This is a genomic window from Desulfothermus okinawensis JCM 13304, assembly GCF_054654515.1.
Genome location: NZ_BAAIEW010000007.1, coordinates 22,509 through 42,481 on the forward strand (window position 1 = coordinate 22,509; position 19,973 = coordinate 42,481).

Sequence of the window (19,973 nt, forward strand, 5' to 3'; positions counted from 1 at the left end):
CTATAATTTTTGTAAAAATTTTAACAAAATAGCAAAATTAAGTCTATTTTTTCTTTTCTGGGGGTTTTTCATGGGGAGTTTAGACTTTTTCTTTTATCCACAAAACATAGCAATAATTGGTGCAACTAAGGAAAAGTCAAGGGGTGGGAATATAATCTTAAATAATGTGAAAAAGGGATTCAAGGGCAAGATATATCCAGTAAATCCTAAATATAGGGAGATAGATGGACTTAAATGCTACAATATATCTGACCTGCCAGATGGTTTAGATATGGCAATTATATTTGTTCCAGCCAGGGTAGTAGTGGATGTGGTCTCTGAGCTTATAAAAAAAGGGGTTAAGGGAGTCATAATTGAGTCCGGGGGATTTGCTGAATCTGGTGAGATGGGCAATAAGCTCCAGAAAGAACTCATTAAGATTAAGAATGAATTTGGGATCAGGATATGGGGACCAAACTGTATGGGCATTGTGGATATGCATTCAAGACATGTGTTTTCTTTTGTGTCTCCAATTATCTGGGATTTCATGTACCCAGGAGACATCTCTTTGGTTGTACAAAGTGGAATGCTCAGTGCAGGTTTTTTAATAGATAGTTGTTCCTCTGGACCATTTGGAATAGCCAAGGCCTGCTCCATTGGAAATAAACTTGATGTTGATGAGTGTGATTTATTGGAGTTTTTGTTAAATGACAACCAAACCAAAGTTATTGGAATGTATTTAGAGTCCATAAAAAATGGGAAGAGATTTTTAGAATTAGTCAAAGGCGCCCAAAAACCCATAGTAATCCTAAAGGGGGGAAAGACCAGGGAAGGGGCAAGGGCCGCCCTGACCCATACTGCCAGTTATGCAGGATCATACAGAATAATTTCAGGTATTTTCAAACAGACCAATGTGGTTGAGGCATCTGATTTTAGAGAAATGATGGACCTATGTCTTGGGTTTTCATCTATTAATGGATATAGATTAAGGGGTAATAAAACTGCGGTTATAACCTACAGTGGTGGTGCAGGTATAGTTAGTGCAGACCTTTTAAAAAATACATTCCTTGAACTAACAGAACTTGATAATGAGACAATAAGCAAGATTAAATCTTTTTCCCCTGAATGGTTGCCTATTTCCAATCCCGTTGATGTATGGCCTGCTGTTGAGAAAAATGGATCTTCAGCTTATTTACAGACATTTAAGGAAGTGTGTAAAGACCATGGGGTAGACCTGGTGTTTATGCATGTATTTTCCATGGGTCGAATGAAGGATTTGAATCTTAAGGAAATTAAAGATGTCTCAAGGGCTTTAAACAAACCAGTTTTTTTGTGGGGAACTGGGGATGGTGAATCAAAATACAATCTATTTAATACCTGTAGGGAGTTAAAATTACCAATTTTTCAGGAAACCTCCAGGGCAGTGGAGGTTATGGATAAGATAGTTCGATTTTATAATAGAAGAAAATTATTTGACAGTATAATGGTTGAGATGGATGAAAAGTGGCCTGGAGCTGCACCTTTGTACTTAAGTAAAGGTATTTATGATGAGTTTGAGTCAAAAAAAATTCTAGCAGATATGGGAATTATGACTGTTCAGGAATATCTTGTTTCTTCAGAGGATGAAGTTGTTAATTACGCAGAAAAAATAGGATATCCAGTTGTCTTAAAAGGGATTATTCCCCAGCTAATACATAAGACAGAACAAGGGCTTGTTAAGACCAATTTGTATACCAAAGAACAGGTTAAATATGCTTATCTGGAACTGGCAGATAAGGTTTTTGGTAAAGGAAAGGTCTTAATACAAAAACAGATAGAAATTGGATATGAATTAATAGCAGGACTCACCAGAGATGAAAATTTTGGACCAGTGGTTATATTGGGTTTTGGTGGCATACTTGCAGATATATTAGAAGATAAAATATTTAGAGCAGCCCCATTTTCATTACAAGAAGCATATCTCTATACTTATGATCTTAAAAATCAAAATATTTTAGATGGTTACAGAAAATATTCAAAGATAGATAGAATGGAATTGGCAAAGATCTTAAAGATTTTAGGTGACATTGGGTCTAATTCTCCTGAAATTCAGTCAATGGATCTAAATCCCCTGGTGGTCAATTCAAATGGCATATTTTGTGTAGATGCCACAATAGTGGTTGGTTAGGAACCCAAATATTGGTTCTTGATTAACCATGAATAAGCTGGTAGTTGAATAACTTCCCGAGTCGGACAAACACTTCATATTACCTGTCTTTAATCCACAAGGGTTTAAAATCTTTTTATAGGAGAAAATTTAATGTACAGGAAAAGCCCTCACATATCCATTGCCAATGTAAAATTGATTGAGCGTGTACTTGGAGTTTCAGAAGCGGAAATTTCCAAGTGGCCTGAATACACAAAAGAGACTGTTGAGAGCCTTTGCTCTGAAATATTTTTAATACGCTATAATCCATACATTCCCTCTGAAGTGGTATACAGGAGTGTGTTTAAACAGCTTGAAGATGAGAGGGGAGTTCTGGATGAACAGGTTTACGAACTTCTCGTAAATAGACTTAAAAAATTTTGGGAAGAATATTTAGAGGACAGAGAATTTAGCAAGAAGGTGATATCCAGCCTAAAAAAATATATTGATCCTGAACATATATATACGTCACCCAATCATTTAGTAGAGTGTTCCACAGATGCAACTGATCTTAGAGTGGAGCTTCCAATGTTTGTGGTGGCACCTGGCAGTAGTGAAGAGGTGAAAAGGGTTGTTGAGCTGGCAAATGAGATGAAATTTTATATTGTCCCAAGGGGTGGTGGATCTGGATTAACTGGAGGTGCGATACCATCTAGACCACGCACTGTGGTACTCAGTTTAAGTCGTATGAAAAAGATTTTAGAGATAAATAAAAATTCCATGTACATGTGTGCCCAGACAGGGGTGATTACACTTAATGCGGCGAAAGAAGCCGCAAAACAAGGCCTTCTTTTCACAGTGGATCCTGCATCTAAGGCATCTTCTTCCCTTGGGGGGAACATTGCAGAAAATGCAGGTGGTCCTTTTGCATTTGAATATGGAACTACCCTGGACAATATTTTGAGTTATAAGATGGTGCTGGCAAATGGAAGGACCATAGAAGTGAAGAGAAAGGCCCATCCAAGACATAAGATACTACCAGACGATGTTGCAGTGTTTGAAATCTATTCTGAAGACAATACATTAATGGATGTTGTTAAACTTAAAGGAGACGAGATCAGGGGAACAGGCCTTGGAAAGGACGTTACTAATAAATATCTTGGAGGGCTCCCTGGGGTCCAAAAAGAAGGAGTCGATGGAATAATTACTGAGGCATGTTTTGTCCTCTACAAACAGCTGCCCTTTTCATCCACTCTGTGTCTTGAATTCTTTGGTAAAACAATGGAAAACTCAATGTTGGTAATCAAAGACCTGGTTAGATTAAGGGATGAGATAAGAAGGAAAGGGGATAAAGTAAAGATGTCTGCCCTGGAGGAATTTGGTGCAAAATATGTCCAGGCAATAGAATACAAAAAGAAATCAAAGGTCTTTGAGGGTGACCCAATATCTGTATTGCTTATTCAGCTAGATTCAGAAGACATAGAACCCTTGGAAGAGGCAACTGAAAAAATAGTAAAGATTGCAAAACAATATGAAAATGTGGATGTATTTGTTGCAAAGGATGCAAAAGAGGCTGAGTGTTTTTGGGAGGACAGACACAAGTTAAGCGCAATTGCAAGGAGGACCAGTGGTTTTAAGATCAATGAAGATATTGTTATCCCAATAGATGTAATTCCAGAATTTGCCAATTTTCTGGAAAAGTTAAATTTGTACTATGCTGCTTTGGCCTACAGAGATGCTCTACAAAAGGTATTAAAATTAGATGGAGTGGATCCAGGCGATGAGTTTATAGACATGGAAATTAATTTTGCATCAAAGATATTAAAGGGAAAAATTGATGTTGCCAAACTTCCAGAACAGGAATTTATGTTGCAGATCCATTTTTTCTTCAGGGATTTAAAGAGTAGATATCCTGCCCAGGGATCAGAGATATCAGCTATAGAAGAGCATATGTTAAATACCAGAATAACAATTGCAAATCACATGCATGCAGGAGATGGCAATTGCCATGTGAACATCCCTGTTAATTCAAATGACCCCCAGATGTTGAAACTGGCTGAAGAGGCTGCATCAAGGGTATTTGAAAAGGTGCTATCTTTAGGTGGAGCAATTTCTGGTGAACATGGTATAGGTATAACAAAGATAAATTATCTGGACGCAAGACGAATTGATGAGCTCAAAAAATATAAAGAAATAGTTGATCCCAACAATATCTTGAATCCAGACAAGCTCACTAGAAGATATCTTAATTTTGTACCATATACTTTTTCTTTTAATAAATTAATTGAAGACCTAAATAAGACATCTATTCCTTATAAGGATAAGCTCATTTACATCCTGAGAAATGTTCAGACCTGCTCAAGGTGCGGAAAATGTAAACAGGTCTGCCCAATGTATTATCCAGAAGAGGGATATCTGTACCATCCCAGGAATAAAATAATTTCCCTGGGTGCCCTACTTGAGGCCTATTATTATACCAAGATTGTGGAGAACAAGCCCAACAGGAAGCTGCTTAAGATGCTTAAGGTAATATCTGAAACCTGTACTTCTTGCGGCAAATGTATGGAGATGTGTCCAGTTAAGATTAATACAGGTGAACAAATACTTAATTTAAGGGCATTTTTAGAGGACAGGGCTGTGTCTGGTCACCATCCAATAAAGTCTTCTATATTGCGGTATTTAAATGAAAAAAATGATCATATTCCAAGGGTTGCAAAGGCCCTGGCTGTGGGGCAAATTATCCAAAATGGAGTGGTTAAAATACTTCCTGATAAACTAAAAACAAAGTTTAAGCATCCTGTTATTTCAGGCCCTGGTCCAACTTTAGGTATATTTGATTTATATTCCAGGGTAAAATCAAAGAAAAATAATTATTTTAATTCTTATAAAACTGGAGTGAGAGAAGAGGTGTTCTACTTTCCAGGATGCGGGGCTGCACTGTTTTTTCCTGATATTGGTCTTGCATCCATATACCTTCTGCTAAAATTTGGTTTTAATGTGGTGATCCCTGAAGATCATATGTGCTGTGGATACCCTTTGCTTGCAAGTGGATTAGGTGAAGAATATGATAAGAATAAACTCAGGAACATAAAGAGGATAACGGCTGCAATTAAGAAAAACAATCTTTTGAAAAATCCCAATATCCAGGTCTTGACATCTTGTGGTACGTGCAGGGAATCCCTATCATCATATGGATTAGAACATTTTTTAGATAAGGAGACAAAGATTAAGGACTCCACCCAATTTCTAGTGGAAATGGTTATTTACAAGGGTGTTCCCATTCCCTTTATTGAGAAATTAAATACAGATTTTCTTGTGTATCATCAGGCGTGTCATGTGGAGTGGTCTGGTGTTCCAAAACTAAAGGCTGCTGATGTGTACAGGGAAAAATTGGAAAAATTATTTGGAGTTAAATTGAAGTTAAGCCCGGGATGTTGTGGTGAGAGTGGGCTTGGTGCCCTTACATCTCCGTCAATTTATTACACAATTAAAAAGAGAAAGAAAAAACAACTTGAGCAAGATTTATATGAATACAAAAATGACCTTCCAGTACTGGTTGGGTGTCCTTCGTGTAAGGTAGGGCTACAAAGAATTTTTGCACAAAAAGATGACCATAGGGAAGTTTTACATATTCTGGAGTTTTTGGCATACTTAGTTGGTGGCAAAAATTGGAAAAAGGAACTGAAGTCCTTAATTAAAGGAAAAAAGGGAGTGAATATATTTAACGGGATATTTTAGATATGAAATATCTGGGAATTGACTTTGGACAAAAAAGGGTTGGCCTTGCTATCTCCACTAAGGATGAGAGGATTGTGTTGCCATACAAGACCCTAACATATACTTCCAGGGAAAAATTAATACTGGAGATCACCAAGATAATAGAGACTGAACATATTCAAGGGGTGGTGGTGGGGCTACCTGTTGGTTTAGATGGAAAAGAAACATTATCTACTAGACAGGCAAGAAATTTTATAAAACATCTAAAGAAACAAGTGGACCTGCCTGTAAATTTTGTAGATGAATCATATAGTTCATATGAAGCAGAAGATAGATTGAAATCAAGGGGAATGTCATCCAAAAAGATAAAGAAAGTAGTGGATCAAATGGCTGCAGTGGAGATTTTAAATACATATCTTTTGTCTAGAAATCCATGAGTGAGAAATTTAAAAATAATATAATAATTATATTCTTCCTGTGTTTGTTGGCAATTTTCGTATTTTTAGTTTGTGGTTACTACTATGTAAGCCATCTATGGAGCTCACCCATTAATGAAAATGGGACTCACCTTATTTTTGAGATAAAAAAAGGAGAGTCTTTTTTAGACGTTGTACAAAAACTAAAAAAAAGGGGTATTTTAAAGGATACAAGACTCTTTTATTTAATGGGCAGGTTAACAAAGGCAGAAAATAAGATTAAGTCTGGAGAATTTTTGATAAATACAAGGTGGAGCCAGAAAAGACTTCTCAAATATTTAATCTCTGGCTCACCTTATTTACACAAAGTGACTATTCCTGAGGGCGAGCCCTGGTGGAGGGTGGGGACATTGCTGGAAAAAGAGGGGATTTTGAGATTTGTGGACTTTAAAAAAGTGATTTTTGATAGGGATTTTTTAGACAAAAACAATATACCAGGACCTTCAGCAGAAGGATATTTATATCCCAATACATATTTTTTTGAAAAGGGAAATACCTTACAACATGGTAGAGAAGTTGTGGAGACAATGATCGATGAGTTCTGGAAAGAGGTGAAAAGATATGTATGGAAAAGATCCCTGCCAGACAAAAATGAGGTCTATAGGGTAGTAATATTGGCATCGATGGTGGAAAAGGAGGCTTTATATGATTTTGAAAAACCTATAATTGCTGGTGTATTTATAAATAGACTGAAAAAAAATATGCCCCTGCAAAGCGACCCTACAATTATTTATGGATTGGGACCAGGATTTAAGGGCAATCTAAGAAAAAAAGATTTAAGAAACAAAAAAAATCCCTATAACACCTATAGATTTAAAGGACTCCCTCCAACACCCATATGTTCCCCTACCGTTTCTTCTATTTTAGCTGTGGTAAATCCAGCTAAACACAACTACCTATATTTTGTTGCCAGAGGAGATGGCACCCATCAATTTAGTACTAATTTAAAGGACCACAATAGGGCAGTATATAAATACCAGATTGCCCCTTACAGAAAAAATGCACGCAAAAAATAAGAAATGGTTGTTTGTTCAGCTCCCTGTAATTTCTCATGACCTAAGGGAAAATTTGGCACATTGTCCCTACGCTGCTTGTGTGCTATATTTCTATTTACAAAAACAAATAAGACACATAGAAGTTATTAGGCTTGACAGAACAGTGGAGACATTTGGTTCTGATGATTTAATAATCAGAACTATCTTAGACATTGCACCAGATGTGCTCTGCCTTAGTCTGTATCTGTGGAATGTTGAAAGATCTTTATATGTTGCAGAGAAAATTAAGGAAAAACGGCCAGACACTATAGTTGTTATTGGGGGACCTGAAGTTAACTTAGATAATGGATTTATCTTAAAAAGGGGTGGTTTTGATATTGGCATAATTGGAGAAGGCGAAAGGATACTTTTGGAACTTGTAAGAGGTTTGGAATCTAAATCATGGAGATTGGATTTAGTAAATTCTTTTTTTGAGGGTTCCTCTCTGATTAAAGGGAAAATCTTTTTGTCTGGCAAACCCACTGATTTGTCCAAAATCCCCCCAGTTTATCCTACTTCATCCTGTGTTTCTTATGATGGTTCAATATTGCTTGAGTCCTTAAGGGGATGTGTTCATTCCTGTAAGTATTGCTACTATCACAAGAAATTTAAACATGTAAGGTATTTTTCCCTACAAAAAGTAATACAAGAGCTTAAGTGGGCCTGGGATGTTGGTATTAATGAAATAAGTTTTATTGACCCATCTTTCTTAAGGAGGAAAAGACCGGGTGAGTTCTTAAATAAACTGTATGAGTTTTCCCACGGGGATGGTCCATCTATATTTTGTGAACTTAATGCTGAGGATGTGACAGGGGAACTTGCAGAGCTACTCAGAAAAATAAATGTGAACAAAGTGGAAGTTGGGCTACAAACCATAAATGAGGTTGCCCTGTCTTTAATAAACAGGAAATTTAATAGAAAAAAATTTATCTCAGGGATAGAGGAATTAAAGACAAAAGAGATAAGTATCCTTTTGGATCTAATTGTAGGTCTCCCAGGGGATAGGAGCGAGGATGTCTTAAAAGGGGTTGAATTTGTCTTAGACAATGACCTTATGGACGATTTAGGGATTTACCCTTTATGTGTTTTACCTGGAACTGAGCTTAGGTTTGATGCAAATAGATTTGGATTAGATTATTTGGACTTCCCGCCATATCTGGTAAAAAAAACTAAGACTATGGACATGATGGATATTAAAGAGGTGTTTCTACAAACAGAAAACAAGACCCAAATTGATTTATTCCCCAGGGAATTTCCTATAATTGCTGGAAAGGGTGCTAATATATTTAAGGACAATGTATCTCTAATATATCTTTTAGATTTGACCAATAAGGGAATTTGCCTGGATGATTTTGTCGTGGAGTGTTTAGATCGTTTAATGTGTAGTATATTAATTTACGTATCCCATATTAATTGGCTTCTTAATAATGAAAAATTTTTTAAATTATATGATGTTATATTAAAAATAAATCCCCATATACTCATTGATATAGTGATTGATGATAACTGCTTAAAAGATATTAGCTTTGATAAAATCATGGATATTTTTAAACACATACTTGTCTCAAGAAATTTTTACATGGATAGAATATATGTGGACACCATTGACCCCATTAGGTCAACCCAGTTGTTTTTAAGATTGAACAGGCCTGGAGGTAAATTTGTACTGGTCTCAATTCCGTCAACCATATACTCTAGGAGAGAAGAAAGTGTCTTTTGGTTTAAGATATATGGAGAGGAAGATATGTCTTTAGAAGAGTACTTTTTAGATAAATTTTCATATGTGACTAACATTGAAGATTTTTCATACAGGATATCCTATGCACAGGACTATTTAGAACCTTACAGGTCTATTTTTCCACTTGGCAAAAGAGAAATATCTTTTTAAACTTAAAAGAAAAGAAAGGGGAGTAAAGATTATGTATTCAGAGGAATATTTGCAATCTAGACTGGAAAAGAGCTCAAAATATGTATTGGACCAGGAACTGGCAAAGATAGTGAGGATTTCAATGGCCCTGGAGATGCCACTTCTCCTAAAGGGAGAGCCTGGGACAGGAAAGACCATGCTTGCCCATGCTATAGCCGAGGCCCTGGATATGCCCCTTATTGTACTAAACGTTAAGTCATCAATGAAACTCATAGATGCCCTGTATCAGTATGACACACTAACCAGGTTAAATGACAGTAGATTTGGTGACTCAAAAAGGGATGTTAGCAATATTGAGGAATATATCAAAATGGGAAAAATTGGTCAGGCATTTGTAAGTGACAGGCGGGTGGTCTTATTAATCGATGAAATAGACAAGGCTGATTCAGATTTTCAGGACGACATGTTAGATGTATTGGATCAGATGGAATTCGACATAATTGAGATAGACAAAAAGATAAGGGCAAAACACAGACCTGTTATAATAATAACATCCAATGCCAAAAAGGATTTGTCTGAACCCTTTTTGGGAAGGTGCAATTTTCATCACATTGCCTTCCCTTCAAAGGATATGATGAGAAAAATAATAAGGGTACATTTTCCAGATATATCAGATAAGCTCCTTGAAAATTGTATAAGCTGTTTTTATAAGATGAGGGAACTCCCATCCATTGAGAAAAAACCTGCAACTAGAGAGTTGATTAACTGGATAAGGGCACTGGAAACAGACCCTGATTTCAAACCATCTACATTGAAAAAGGACGTGCCATATTTAGGGGTTTTATTTAAAAAATCCAGAGACCTTGAGATTGCAAAAAACAGCATCCAGAAGATAAGAGCGTAAGACATGTTTGTGGATTTTTTCTATCTGCTTAAGGAAAATGGGATCCCTGTTAGCCCAACCGCCTTTTTGAGACTCCAAAAGGCCCTTTATCTTGGACTGTTAAATTCTCTTTTTGACTTCTATACAGCCGCAAGATCTATACTCATAAAATCAGAGAAGTATTTTGATCTATATGATAGACTTTTTGCCCACTATTTTGAAGGAAAGGAATTTTTTAAGACAGAAGGCATAGAATTGTCTGATACAATTAAGATGATGCTTAGGGAGTGGTTAAAGGAGCCAAAACTCCTTGCAGATGCCCTGGGAATTTCAGAAGAACAACTCTCAAAAATGACTCCTTCAGAGGTTGAGAAATATTTTTTAGACAGGCTAAAGGAACAGACAGAGGAACACCATGGGGGAAATCGTTGGATTGGAACAGGGGGTACATCACCTGTTGGGCATTCAGGGTTTCATCCAGGTGGAATGAGAGTTGGAGGTGCATCAAGGAATAACTCAGCAATAAAGGTGGCACTTGAGAGGCGATATAAGGACTATAACAGAGAAGGTCCCCTTACCACATCTCAGATTGGAGATGCCCTGCGTCAACTTAGAAACCTCCAGCCAGTGGGACCTAAGGACAATCTAAATATTGATAAGACCATTAGAGAGACTGTAAAAAATGCAGGGGAGATAGAGATAGTTTTTGACAGGTCCCTAAAGGACAAACTAAAGGTGGTACTTGCCATAGACAATGGCGGTTGGTCCATGGACCCCTATGTGGATATGGTGCAGATACTTTTTAATTATGCCAGGAATCAGTTTAAGGATTTAAAGGTATTCTACTTCCATAACACTATATATGACTATCTGTGGGAAGATCCACCAAGGATTCATAAGCCCTTTAAGGTAATGGATCTAACTAAGCTGGATCCTGATACAAGATTCATTATAATTGGTGATGCATCTATGGCCCCCTATGAGTTACTGGTTCCAGATGGTTCCATTTACTTTGGAGAGAGATCAGGTATCCCCAGTATTGATATCTTAAAATTTATAAAAAAGACCTTTAAGTACAGCGTGTGGGTAAATCCCAAGATGGAGTACCAGTGGAAATACACCCAGACAATTTTGTATATCAGAGAAATATTCCCCATGTTTGAGCTAAGTTTACGGGGTTTGGAGAAGATGGTGAAGTATCTGTCAACAAAAAGGTGAGGGGTGAGATTCAATAATTTTCAGGACTACAAATAAGGTGTAAATAGCCAGCAAATTGAATCCCTTAGTTTTTCCCAAAAAGGTCTAGAATCCACCTCGTGGAGGGTAACCTCCCTGGATTTTTCCATTGTCTTGTTAATGTGATCTGTGAGCCTTGTGGCCAGCTTTTTACAAAAGGTCTCAACTACCAATTCAAAATTAAGCCTCAAGCTCCTGTAGTCTAAATTGGCAGATCCTATTAATGAATAAAAGCCATCTAGGACAAATATTTTTGAATGACAAAATGGGGGGGGTTGAAAATATACTTTTACTCCATACATAAGTAGTTCCCAGAGCATATTTCTAGTTGCCCAATGGACATATGGGATATTGTTTTTTTCTGGAAGTATGATTCGTACATCTACTCCCCTTAGTGCAGCTGATTGAAGAGCACCTATTATTTCTCTATTTGGGAGAAAATATGGAGTCATTATGTATATGTATTCTTTTGCCAGAGAAATTGCCCCAACCAAAAGAATTGTCAGTGAATTCAGATCGTCATCTGGACCAACAGTTATACACCGACATATGGCTTCTCCTTTGGGTTCAGGGGGTAGTCTCTTTTTTTTTATTTTTTCACCTGTACAAAAGAACCAATCATGAATAAATATTTCTTCAAGTTGTGTAACTATTGGACCAGTTAATTTAAAATGAACGTCCTGAATTTTGTTTTTCTTTTTGTATTGCGATAGGACGTGTTTATCTCTTATATTGATACCTCCAGTAAATGCCACCTTTCCGTCAATTACAAGTATTTTCCGGTGGTTTCTTAAATTTATCAAAGGAGAGAAGGGATATATCCTTGGAGGTAAAAATCTGGTAAAAGGTATATCATGTTTTCTTAAGTAAGGGCCAATAATTGGAACAGAATACCACTCTCCAATTCCGTCAACAATGACTCTTACATCTACGCCCTTGTCTTTAGCTTCCTTTAGAGCTTCTACAAATTGTTTCCCAATCATTTTTCTTTCGAATATATATGTCTGAAAAAAAATAGACTCCTTTGCCTGTTTTATTTGATATATCATTGAGGGATATGCATCGTCACCATTGTATAGGATTTCAATATTATTGTCAGATAAAAGAGGATATTTGGATATTGAATCAGAAATTTTGGCAATTTGATGAAAATCCGGTGGAATAACAAAAAATCTACACGAGGAATTAGATGTATTTTGTTTGTGGTGTGGAAATTCTAAATTGGTATTAATTACATCAGGCCAAAACCATCTGATTTTTTTTGCCTTTAATTTTACCCTGTTTATGCCAAATAAAAAATATAGGATTGGCCCAATGGGTGGCAGCATAAGGCATACAATTATCCATACCCAAGCTGACCTGGGATCTTTTTTATACAGTAGTGCATGGAGAGCACTTACAATTTGAGATAGGAGAATGATTGAGGCAATAAGGTAGGCAAAAACTCCCATACAAGTATTAGAGACTAAATAGTCCTTTTTTATTCTTTATTGTTTAGTAAATTTTAACACCATCTTTACAAATACACTACTTTCAATAATAACAATGACATTATATCCATTGCTATTTTACCCAATAATCATCTGAGATTAGTATTTTGTTTACAAGTTTACTTTAATAGCTATGCTAGGTTATCCACGTTAGGTAGAGTTGCTAATTCTGTCAAGTTTTTTGATAAAAACCATACCCTATTGCTAAAATTTTATTATGTTTTATAATGTTATTTAATTTCTGTGGGTTGGAGTGTTTTATGTATTATATACTTCTAATGGGTCCTGATATTGGGGATAAGGACTTTGATGAGAGGGATAGACTCAGGGAATTGGTGGTGGAGTCTCTTAAGCTAGAAGGTGTTTTGTTTTCTGAATATCACTGGGTCTTAGATAAAACAAATAAGATACAATTACTGGTTGGAAAATATGAGAGCCTCATGGATGCCAAGGAATGGATTGGGTTTTTTATAAAAAAAGGTTTTTATATAAGGATTGTTGAAAACATACCTTAAGTTTGGAAAATATGGAGGATAGCTCATATGGAGAGTTTGGATTCAAAGGTGGAAATATCTTATGGCTATCTAAACAAAATTTTTAAAAGATTAGATAATTCTTTGGAAAAATTATATGTGAGTTGGACAGGTGGAAAAGACTCAACAGTAGTATTACACCTGCTTCTTAAGTTTTTAAAGGAGAAAAAAATAGGATTTATTCCCAAGGTGCTGTTTATTGATACAGGGTTTACCTTTCCAGAGATAATGGAATTTATGGATAAGTTTGGCACATTATATAAGTTTGATCTTAGTATCGTACGACCAGATGTGGATATTCAAAAATATCCCAAGGCAGATGTGGTTTCATGCTGCAGGGATTTAAAAATAACCCCTTTAAAAAAGGCTGTTAGAGATTTTGATATTAGAGCTATTTTAACTGGTATTAGGAGGGATGAGGCCAAGTCTCGGGAGAATGTCAATTGGCTTGAGTATAAAAAAGATCCAGACTACATTCAAATAAATCCCATATTACATTGGAAGGAACAAGATATATGGGCCTACCACATAAAAAATTCTCTTCCATACTGTTCACTTTATGATAAAGGTTATAGGTCCATTGATTGTATCCCCTGTACCAGGAAAGCAACAAAGGGAGAAAGGTCAGGTCGAAACCCAAAAAAAGAAGAGGAACTATCTACCCTGCATTCCTTGGGATATTTTTAAGGCAGAGCCTCTGCCCTGCCTTAACATTTCTCTATGGTAACTGGAGAATTATTTTATTTCTTCGTGGCGGGATAAATTGTATAGGCCGTGAAAAACAAAGTCCAAAGGGTAATTTGGTATTTTTTCAAATTCAATTATCCCAATATCCCCTTGGGGTTTTATTTCACTGAGACCAACAAGGCCAAGGGGTATTGGCAATCCCAATATTGAAACCCTGATTTCTTTGAGACGATCTTTATATCTTTCCTTTAAGTAATTAACTATTTTGTCTTTTTCTTCCTGGTTGAAGGTCTCAAGTAATACTTTTCTACTGGATATTGGATCTATTTCCTTTGCTCCTGGTAATGGGTTGCCAATTATCTCTGGCCAATCATATTGGGCATACTCCTCTGCATCCCAAGAGGGTCTAAATAGGTGGACCTCAACATTTCGTCTCTGTTTAAAATTGGTTATCACAATGGAAATAACATATCCCCTATCCAATAAGGGTTGCTCTTCTGTGCTAATTATTTCTACACCCATTTTTGATCCCTCCTAAATTTAAATATCTACCATATGTGTTCCTTAGAACGTATATAGCCAACTCCATAGTAGTTTGTAAAGAAAATTAAGGAAAAATAAAATTTGTAATGTTTTCCCATAACCCAAGTTTGTTAAAATTTGGGTTAATATGGAGTGTGATTAACCTCATTGACACCAGCAGTGCTTTTTATTATTTAATAGAAAATTTTAATAAGAGGGATATTTATGAGACCAGTTATAGCTATTATAACTATTTTTTCTGTTTTTTTTAATTTTGGACCAGGTTGGGCAAGTAAGACTCCTGATTATGTTGTGGCAAGGTGTATTCAATTTACTTTTTTGAATCAATTGGGACAATTAAAATATGTATTGGAAAATAGTAATCATCAGCTATACAATAAGAATTTGCACCTTCTTACACAAATTTCAAAAGAAATGGAACTTGAGGATTTTTCAATAAAAAAAACAAGTAAAACCAATGGTGGTGTCAACGTTGATGTTGATTTGATCTTGGTTTCAAAAACATCACAAAAGACAGTAAAATCTTACAGATTTTTTGTGGGGAATAATAATAAGATAAAAGAAATAATAGATCTATCTAAAAAACGGGATAATAAAAATTTAATTCTCAAAAAAAAGCAAGCCATGGCTGATAATAGGGTTTATGCACCAAAAAAGATAAAACAACCTGGTGAAAAAACTACAGAAGAAAAAAGTTATATTTCTATTTATCCTGTATATACCTATGCATTAAATTATACTGACCAGATACATCCTTTAAGACAAAATGACTTTGTAGCGGCAGGACTTGTAAAAAACAAAGGAGAAAATTTAATTATAATGAAATTTGACATTCCAGGTGATGTGGTAAAAAAGGCAAGTCTGCAGCTTTATGTGGACTATGTAGATGGAGATATAGGTTGTAATATGGGGGTATTTAAAATAAATAATTTAATTTTAAGTGAGAAGAACTCCACTTCTTTAAATGAAATTGAAATCTCTGAAGAGCCATATGTAGAATTTAGTATTAAGAAATATCCCTATAGATTGTCATTGGATATTACAGACCTTGTACTTTCGTGGATTACTGGAGAAAAAAATTTTGGTTTGGCTATAAGGCCAATGTGTTACCATAAGTATAGATCTGTTTATTATTTGGGATCAGTTTATAATAAAAACAAACAATATAGGCCAAGATTAGATTTAATATTGTATAATGCAAAAACAAAGAAAACAACTGTAAAAAAACAAAATGGATTATTTGTTATGGACATAATTGGACTAAATAAGGGATCAATATCTCATCTTAATGAAAAAATTCAAATGAGAATAAAATATAGAGGAACTGAAAATAGAACAGTTAAGGTTATAATAAAAAATATTGGGATGGATAAAAGTATTTATGAAATCCCACTATATTTTGAACCTAATGTAGAAAAGGACTTTATTGTCCGTGCTCCTATTTATGGATTTACACAAGGAAGATATGAGGCATCTATTTATGACATGGGTATGCATAAATTAAGTTCCATGAAATTTAATATAAATTAAAGGAGGCCTTATGAAAAGGTATATATTTGTCCTAATAATTAGTGTTATAATGGCTGCATGTGCTGGAAACATGGATAGTATTAAAAAAGAAAATGAGGAACTAAAAATTAAACTTAATAAATATATACAGGAAAATAAAAGATTAAAGAGCTCTCTTGAAAGTTGTCAGAAAACAAAGGAGATTTTAACTAAGGAAAAGAAATACAGCTACGGTGAGTTATCTGCCCTTAGATATGATGTTAGAAAATTTTTGAGAGATCAGGTGGTTTCAATAGAACAGTTGTCAAATAAAAAAGTTTTGATGGATTATGTTGGTGGAGAAATTATTGAGAGAAATAAATATCAAGATAAGGATGTTACTTATGTGATCTATGGAAAAAAATTTAAATTAGGTGATGAAATAAGAATTGTTAAAGGATTTTTTGCATCTTCAAGTGAATTTAAAATAAAGATTTTTAGGAAAGTAAAAGATGAATATATATGTATTGGGGAGACAAGGTTATATAAAGTTGGGAAAGGTGGTTCACAAGAGATTGTACTGGATAAAAAGATAATTTTAAGTCCTGGGGATATTATAGGGTTCTATTTTCCAGAAGCTACTAATGTGTTTTATGATGAAAATGAAGGATATTTTTCTAGAATTAATGGTGATGTCAAGATAGGTGATTCAATTTCATATAAAGATAGGGGTAATCTTTCTGTGTCCCTGGGAATTATGGGATATTTCAATTAATAGGGGTATTTTATGTCAAAAAGAGTAGTCTTATTAATTTTATTATTGTGGTTTGCAGGTTATAATATTTGTTATAGTGAAAACACATTAACAAAGCCATTGCCACCACAATTTGAGACCTTTTATGATGATTTTATTAAGTATGTGGGATCTAAAATTGATCTGGAAATTAATAAAAACAAGTCAATTTTAAATAATGAAAAACTTCCAGAATATAGAAGGGAATTGGCTAAAAGTGATATTAATAACTTAAAGCTTTTAAAAAAAAGGATTAATGATCTAGAGACAGTTAGAAAATTGTATAATGACACCAAATCTGCATATGATAGTGTAAAAGAATTGGCGAAAAAGTGGGAGCAGATGCATTTTTCCAGGCCTACTATGTCTTTTCTCCCAGATGAGCTTGTAATAAAAGATATTACAGATATGTCTTCTTATATGGATACATTGACCAAAGGATATGATTATTATAAAAAAATAACAGATCTAGGTCAAAAATTAAAGGGTGTGGATTTAATAGATTATGATAAGGACACAAACAAACTAGCCAAGGCCTTGATATCTCTTGGGTCTGTTATGTCTGAATTTGGAGATAAGGTTCCTTTAATAGGCAGTTTTTTAAAGGGATATGGAGATATAACTACACAATTTGTTGACAATTTAAATAACCTAAAAAAGAAAATGGATGAAAATATCAATCAGGGGTGTATTGGAACTGGAAGCAGACTCATTGGAGACATTAGAAACAAGGCCATGATTGATCAAGGCTATCACTTACTTGTATGCAGGGAACCTGGATTCAGGGATCTCTACACATCAGTTCAAGATCCTTCTGATGTGTTTTTGTGGGATGCATCTGCAATTAGAGAAGTGGGTGGAGAAAAGAAAAAAGGCAGGTGGTTTCATCTAAAAGAGGTAGCTCCTTGGCTAAATAAAGAGCAAGTTGAAAAGGCCTATAAGATTTATTTTAAAAATGGTATCAAAAATCCCAGCGTTAAGGATGTAATATCAGAGATAAAAAAAGTAGTGGATATTATCCCTGTACTTGAAAGCAAAGGTGTGCCAGCATCAGGTCAACTTAAAATAAAAGTAAAAATCGTTCGTGCCATTGATGGAAGACAGATCCAAAATGCATTTATTAATATATTTGACGAAAATAACAATTTATTAATAAATGATCGCAGTGGAAAATATTTAACAATACCTGCATCTGATGTCACAGGTAAGCATTTTCTGTATGTGGATCTAGATGATTCTGTTAAAGATATTTGGAAAAGTTTTAAAAAAGTAAAGGTGGAATATTTTGTTGGAAAGCCTACGTATACACATTTATCAATATCTAAAAGATATATATTCTCAAATTATCCTCACGAAATACAATTACTTGTAAGTGTAAAGGATGGTGAGGACAATTTTATAAATAAGGGTATGGTTACCATTAGCACTATTCCTTCAAAAATAGGGTATTTTCGTCCCAGTGCTACATTTTTTGATTCATCTATATCAAAAGGCAATATATCTGTTGAGTGGATACCATATGGTCCAGATATTCCACAGGGTAAAATAAGATTTATAGCAAGGTATCACGGAAATCGAATAAATGGAAACTATATTAGCCCAAGCGAGGATTCAAAGGAAATTATAAGCTTTAAGAAGTTATTAACAAAGACTAATATTGTCAGGATCAAAGAAAGTAAGGTTTTTTGGAGATTAAAAAATCTGGTTTTAGATGAGCTAGGGAATGAAGTAAATGAAGGAAACATTGAATTTTGGTGCAAAGATGGAAAGTTTTTTAAATCGCTAGATAGTGATAAAGGATTAAAGAAAATAGTAGTTCCCACTGGCACAGAAATATTCTGGCAGTATCCAGAGGGTCTAAATTCCACATCTATCATTAAGGCCAGATATGAGGGCTACAAGGATTTAGATAAATATATATTATATGCACCAAGTGATAAGTTTATTTTGCTTCCAGAAATAGAAAAAGTATCTCCGAATTTTAATATCCTAAACGTTGCAAAGACAGGTAAAAAACAGTGGCATATTTTGGCAGAGCTTGTGGACAATGAAGGTGAGAAATTTAATACTGGATTTATATCTGTAGAATCTACCCTTGGAAGTATAAAATTAGAGGGCTACCCTGGCTTAACAGCTCCCAATCAAAAACGAAATATCTCAATAACCTGGACTGAACCAGATAACCTAAATGGAGAAAAGGCAGATATCTTATTAAAATATTCAGGTGGTGTTGATAAATTTATTGAATACTTGAAAACAGAAAAGAGATTGGTGTTGCCCAAAGATATCCTGTTGGATACAGAGATTTATGCTGAAGTAAAAAACAAAGGCAAGGGCCTCTTTAAATACGAATTAGAAGCAGGAGTGAAAGACGCAAACGGAGGCTTTGTTAAAAAAGGAAATCTGGAAGTAAGTGTAGATCAAGGCTCAATATTTCCAGGGAAAAAACATATGGTTTTAGACCTTTCACTGAAAAATCCTGTACGTCTTTTATGGCAGGGAAAGCTAGAAAATAAAGATTTGACCTTTCATTTTAAGTACACAGGAGATAGGTCTGGAAAACAGGGTGAGAATGTATTGTATAAAGAGAGTTCTAAGGACTTTATAATTAAATCAGATATTGTTAAAACATCTCCCTTTTTGCTGACCACCCAAGAGTTAAATGCTGTTACAGGTAAAAATTTTAAGATGATAAATCCTCCTCAGATTCATATACATCTAGACAACGTCCAAAAATCAGAAAATATAGTAGAGGTTGAGAGTAATAGGTTTTGGTCCAGTGCGTGGAAGGATGGCAGGAAAAAAGGGTCCATTGCCTTTAGACACGTAATATACCTTTCAGTAATTTATTCATCTGACATTCAAAGGTCTTGGAGTCTATTGGTACCTCAATTATATAGCAGATATTCAGCAAGGGGGATTAAACTAAAAAAAGCCAATATTGGAGATAATTCTCTCTATTATAGACAGGGTGAAAATGAATATTATTTTGTCAAATATAAAGATTTTATGATTTTTCTTAGTAGATTTAATGGGTTTGATGGTAAAAAGGTAATCAGAAGGGTAATTGAAAAGATTGATAATAGTACCAAACAATAAAAAGTTAATACAGCATGTAACAT

Annotated in this window: 14 protein-coding genes; 12 read left to right on the forward strand and 2 right to left on the reverse strand. The window is 34.9% G+C overall.

Annotation, left to right across the window (positions count from 1 at the left end):
• Window positions 1–70 precede the first annotated feature (70 nt).
• The 7 genes from ACYQ0O_RS04040 (at window position 71) to ACYQ0O_RS04070 (ending at window position 11,299) form a co-directional block, all read left to right on the forward strand.
• Entirely contained in the window at window positions 71–2,146 is a 2,076-nt protein-coding gene (locus tag ACYQ0O_RS04040; RefSeq protein WP_459890884.1) for an acetate--CoA ligase family protein, read from the forward strand.
• A gap of 132 nt (window positions 2,147–2,278) precedes the next feature.
• Complete coding sequence (locus ACYQ0O_RS04045) at window positions 2,279–5,842, forward strand: FAD-binding and (Fe-S)-binding domain-containing protein (protein ID WP_459890886.1); 3,564 nt, start codon at window positions 2,279–2,281, stop codon at window positions 5,840–5,842.
• A 2-nt stretch (window positions 5,843–5,844) separates the two neighbouring features.
• Window positions 5,845–6,258: a Holliday junction resolvase RuvX gene (ruvX, locus tag ACYQ0O_RS04050; RefSeq protein WP_459890888.1), complete on the forward strand. Its 414-nt coding sequence runs from the start codon at window positions 5,845–5,847 to the stop codon at window positions 6,256–6,258.
• Window positions 6,255–7,313, forward strand: a complete 1,059-nt coding sequence (gene mltG / locus ACYQ0O_RS04055; protein WP_459890890.1) for an endolytic transglycosylase MltG — start codon at window positions 6,255–6,257, stop codon at window positions 7,311–7,313. Before ruvX ends, mltG begins: the two co-directional genes overlap by 4 nt.
• Entirely contained in the window at window positions 7,297–9,219 is a 1,923-nt protein-coding gene (locus tag ACYQ0O_RS04060) for a B12-binding domain-containing radical SAM protein (protein ID WP_459890892.1), read from the forward strand. The genes mltG and ACYQ0O_RS04060 overlap by 17 nt, the downstream gene beginning before the upstream one ends.
• Before the next feature lie 31 nt (window positions 9,220–9,250).
• Window positions 9,251–10,102, forward strand: coding sequence for an AAA family ATPase (locus ACYQ0O_RS04065; protein ID WP_459890894.1), 852 nt, complete (start codon window positions 9,251–9,253; stop codon window positions 10,100–10,102).
• 3 nt (window positions 10,103–10,105) lie between these two features.
• Complete coding sequence (locus ACYQ0O_RS04070; RefSeq protein WP_459890896.1) at window positions 10,106–11,299, forward strand: vWA domain-containing protein; 1,194 nt, start codon at window positions 10,106–10,108, stop codon at window positions 11,297–11,299.
• Window positions 11,300–11,325: 26 nt separating this feature from the next.
• On the opposite strand, the gene cls is transcribed toward ACYQ0O_RS04070, so the two are convergent.
• Window positions 11,326–12,768 carry a cardiolipin synthase gene (gene cls, locus ACYQ0O_RS04075; protein WP_459890898.1) on the reverse strand — a complete coding sequence of 481 codons (1,443 nt, stop codon included), beginning with the start codon at window positions 12,766–12,768 and terminating at the stop codon, window positions 11,326–11,328.
• A 299-nt stretch (window positions 12,769–13,067) separates the two neighbouring features.
• Between cls and ACYQ0O_RS04080 the strand changes: the two genes are divergently transcribed.
• Window positions 13,068–13,322 (forward strand): hypothetical protein, encoded by a 255-nt coding sequence (locus ACYQ0O_RS04080; RefSeq protein WP_459890900.1) that lies wholly within the window; start codon window positions 13,068–13,070, stop codon window positions 13,320–13,322.
• A gap of 27 nt (window positions 13,323–13,349) precedes the next feature.
• Complete coding sequence (locus ACYQ0O_RS04085; RefSeq protein ID WP_459890901.1) at window positions 13,350–14,027, forward strand: phosphoadenosine phosphosulfate reductase family protein; 678 nt, start codon at window positions 13,350–13,352, stop codon at window positions 14,025–14,027.
• A gap of 48 nt (window positions 14,028–14,075) precedes the next feature.
• On the opposite strand, the gene ACYQ0O_RS04090 is transcribed toward ACYQ0O_RS04085, so the two are convergent.
• On the reverse strand, window positions 14,076–14,549 hold the full coding sequence (locus ACYQ0O_RS04090) for a hypothetical protein (protein WP_459890903.1): 474 nt from the start codon (window positions 14,547–14,549) through the stop codon (window positions 14,076–14,078).
• Window positions 14,550–14,774: 225 nt separating this feature from the next.
• On the opposite strand from ACYQ0O_RS04090, the gene ACYQ0O_RS04095 reads away from it, so the two are divergent.
• Genes ACYQ0O_RS04095 through ACYQ0O_RS04105 form a run of 3 tightly spaced genes read left to right on the forward strand, consistent with a single transcriptional unit; the run spans window position 14,775 to window position 19,950 of the window.
• Entirely contained in the window at window positions 14,775–16,100 is a 1,326-nt protein-coding gene (locus ACYQ0O_RS04095) for a hypothetical protein (RefSeq protein WP_459890905.1), read from the forward strand.
• Window positions 16,101–16,110: 10 nt separating this feature from the next.
• On the forward strand, window positions 16,111–16,833 hold the full coding sequence (locus tag ACYQ0O_RS04100; protein WP_459890907.1) for a hypothetical protein: 723 nt from the start codon (window positions 16,111–16,113) through the stop codon (window positions 16,831–16,833).
• A gap of 12 nt (window positions 16,834–16,845) precedes the next feature.
• Complete coding sequence (locus ACYQ0O_RS04105) at window positions 16,846–19,950, forward strand: hypothetical protein (RefSeq protein WP_459890909.1); 3,105 nt, start codon at window positions 16,846–16,848, stop codon at window positions 19,948–19,950.
• Window positions 19,951–19,973 lie beyond the last annotated feature (23 nt).

Bases quoted from the DNA above. Each gene is read 5' to 3' on its own strand.
- ACYQ0O_RS04105 (WP_459890909.1), top strand. From the start codon at position 16,846: ATGTCAAAAAGAGTAGTCTTATTAATTTTATTATTGTGGTTTGCAGGT.
- ACYQ0O_RS04070 (WP_459890896.1), top strand. From the start codon at position 10,106: ATGTTTGTGGATTTTTTCTATCTGCTTAAGGAAAATGGGATCCCTGTT.
- mltG (WP_459890890.1), top strand. From the start codon at position 6,255: ATGAGTGAGAAATTTAAAAATAATATAATAATTATATTCTTCCTGTGT.
- ruvX (WP_459890888.1), top strand. From the start codon at position 5,845: ATGAAATATCTGGGAATTGACTTTGGACAAAAAAGGGTTGGCCTTGCT.
- ACYQ0O_RS04080 (WP_459890900.1), top strand. From the start codon at position 13,068: ATGTATTATATACTTCTAATGGGTCCTGATATTGGGGATAAGGACTTT.
- ACYQ0O_RS04045 (WP_459890886.1), top strand. From the start codon at position 2,279: ATGTACAGGAAAAGCCCTCACATATCCATTGCCAATGTAAAATTGATT.
- ACYQ0O_RS04100 (WP_459890907.1), top strand. From the start codon at position 16,111: ATGAAAAGGTATATATTTGTCCTAATAATTAGTGTTATAATGGCTGCA.
- ACYQ0O_RS04065 (WP_459890894.1), top strand. From the start codon at position 9,251: ATGTATTCAGAGGAATATTTGCAATCTAGACTGGAAAAGAGCTCAAAA.
- ACYQ0O_RS04090 (WP_459890903.1), bottom strand. From the start codon at position 14,549: ATGGGTGTAGAAATAATTAGCACAGAAGAGCAACCCTTATTGGATAGG.
- ACYQ0O_RS04085 (WP_459890901.1), top strand. From the start codon at position 13,350: ATGGAGAGTTTGGATTCAAAGGTGGAAATATCTTATGGCTATCTAAAC.
- ACYQ0O_RS04040 (WP_459890884.1), top strand. From the start codon at position 71: ATGGGGAGTTTAGACTTTTTCTTTTATCCACAAAACATAGCAATAATT.
- ACYQ0O_RS04060 (WP_459890892.1), top strand. From the start codon at position 7,297: ATGCACGCAAAAAATAAGAAATGGTTGTTTGTTCAGCTCCCTGTAATT.
- ACYQ0O_RS04095 (WP_459890905.1), top strand. From the start codon at position 14,775: ATGAGACCAGTTATAGCTATTATAACTATTTTTTCTGTTTTTTTTAAT.
- cls (WP_459890898.1), bottom strand. From the start codon at position 12,768: ATGGGAGTTTTTGCCTACCTTATTGCCTCAATCATTCTCCTATCTCAA.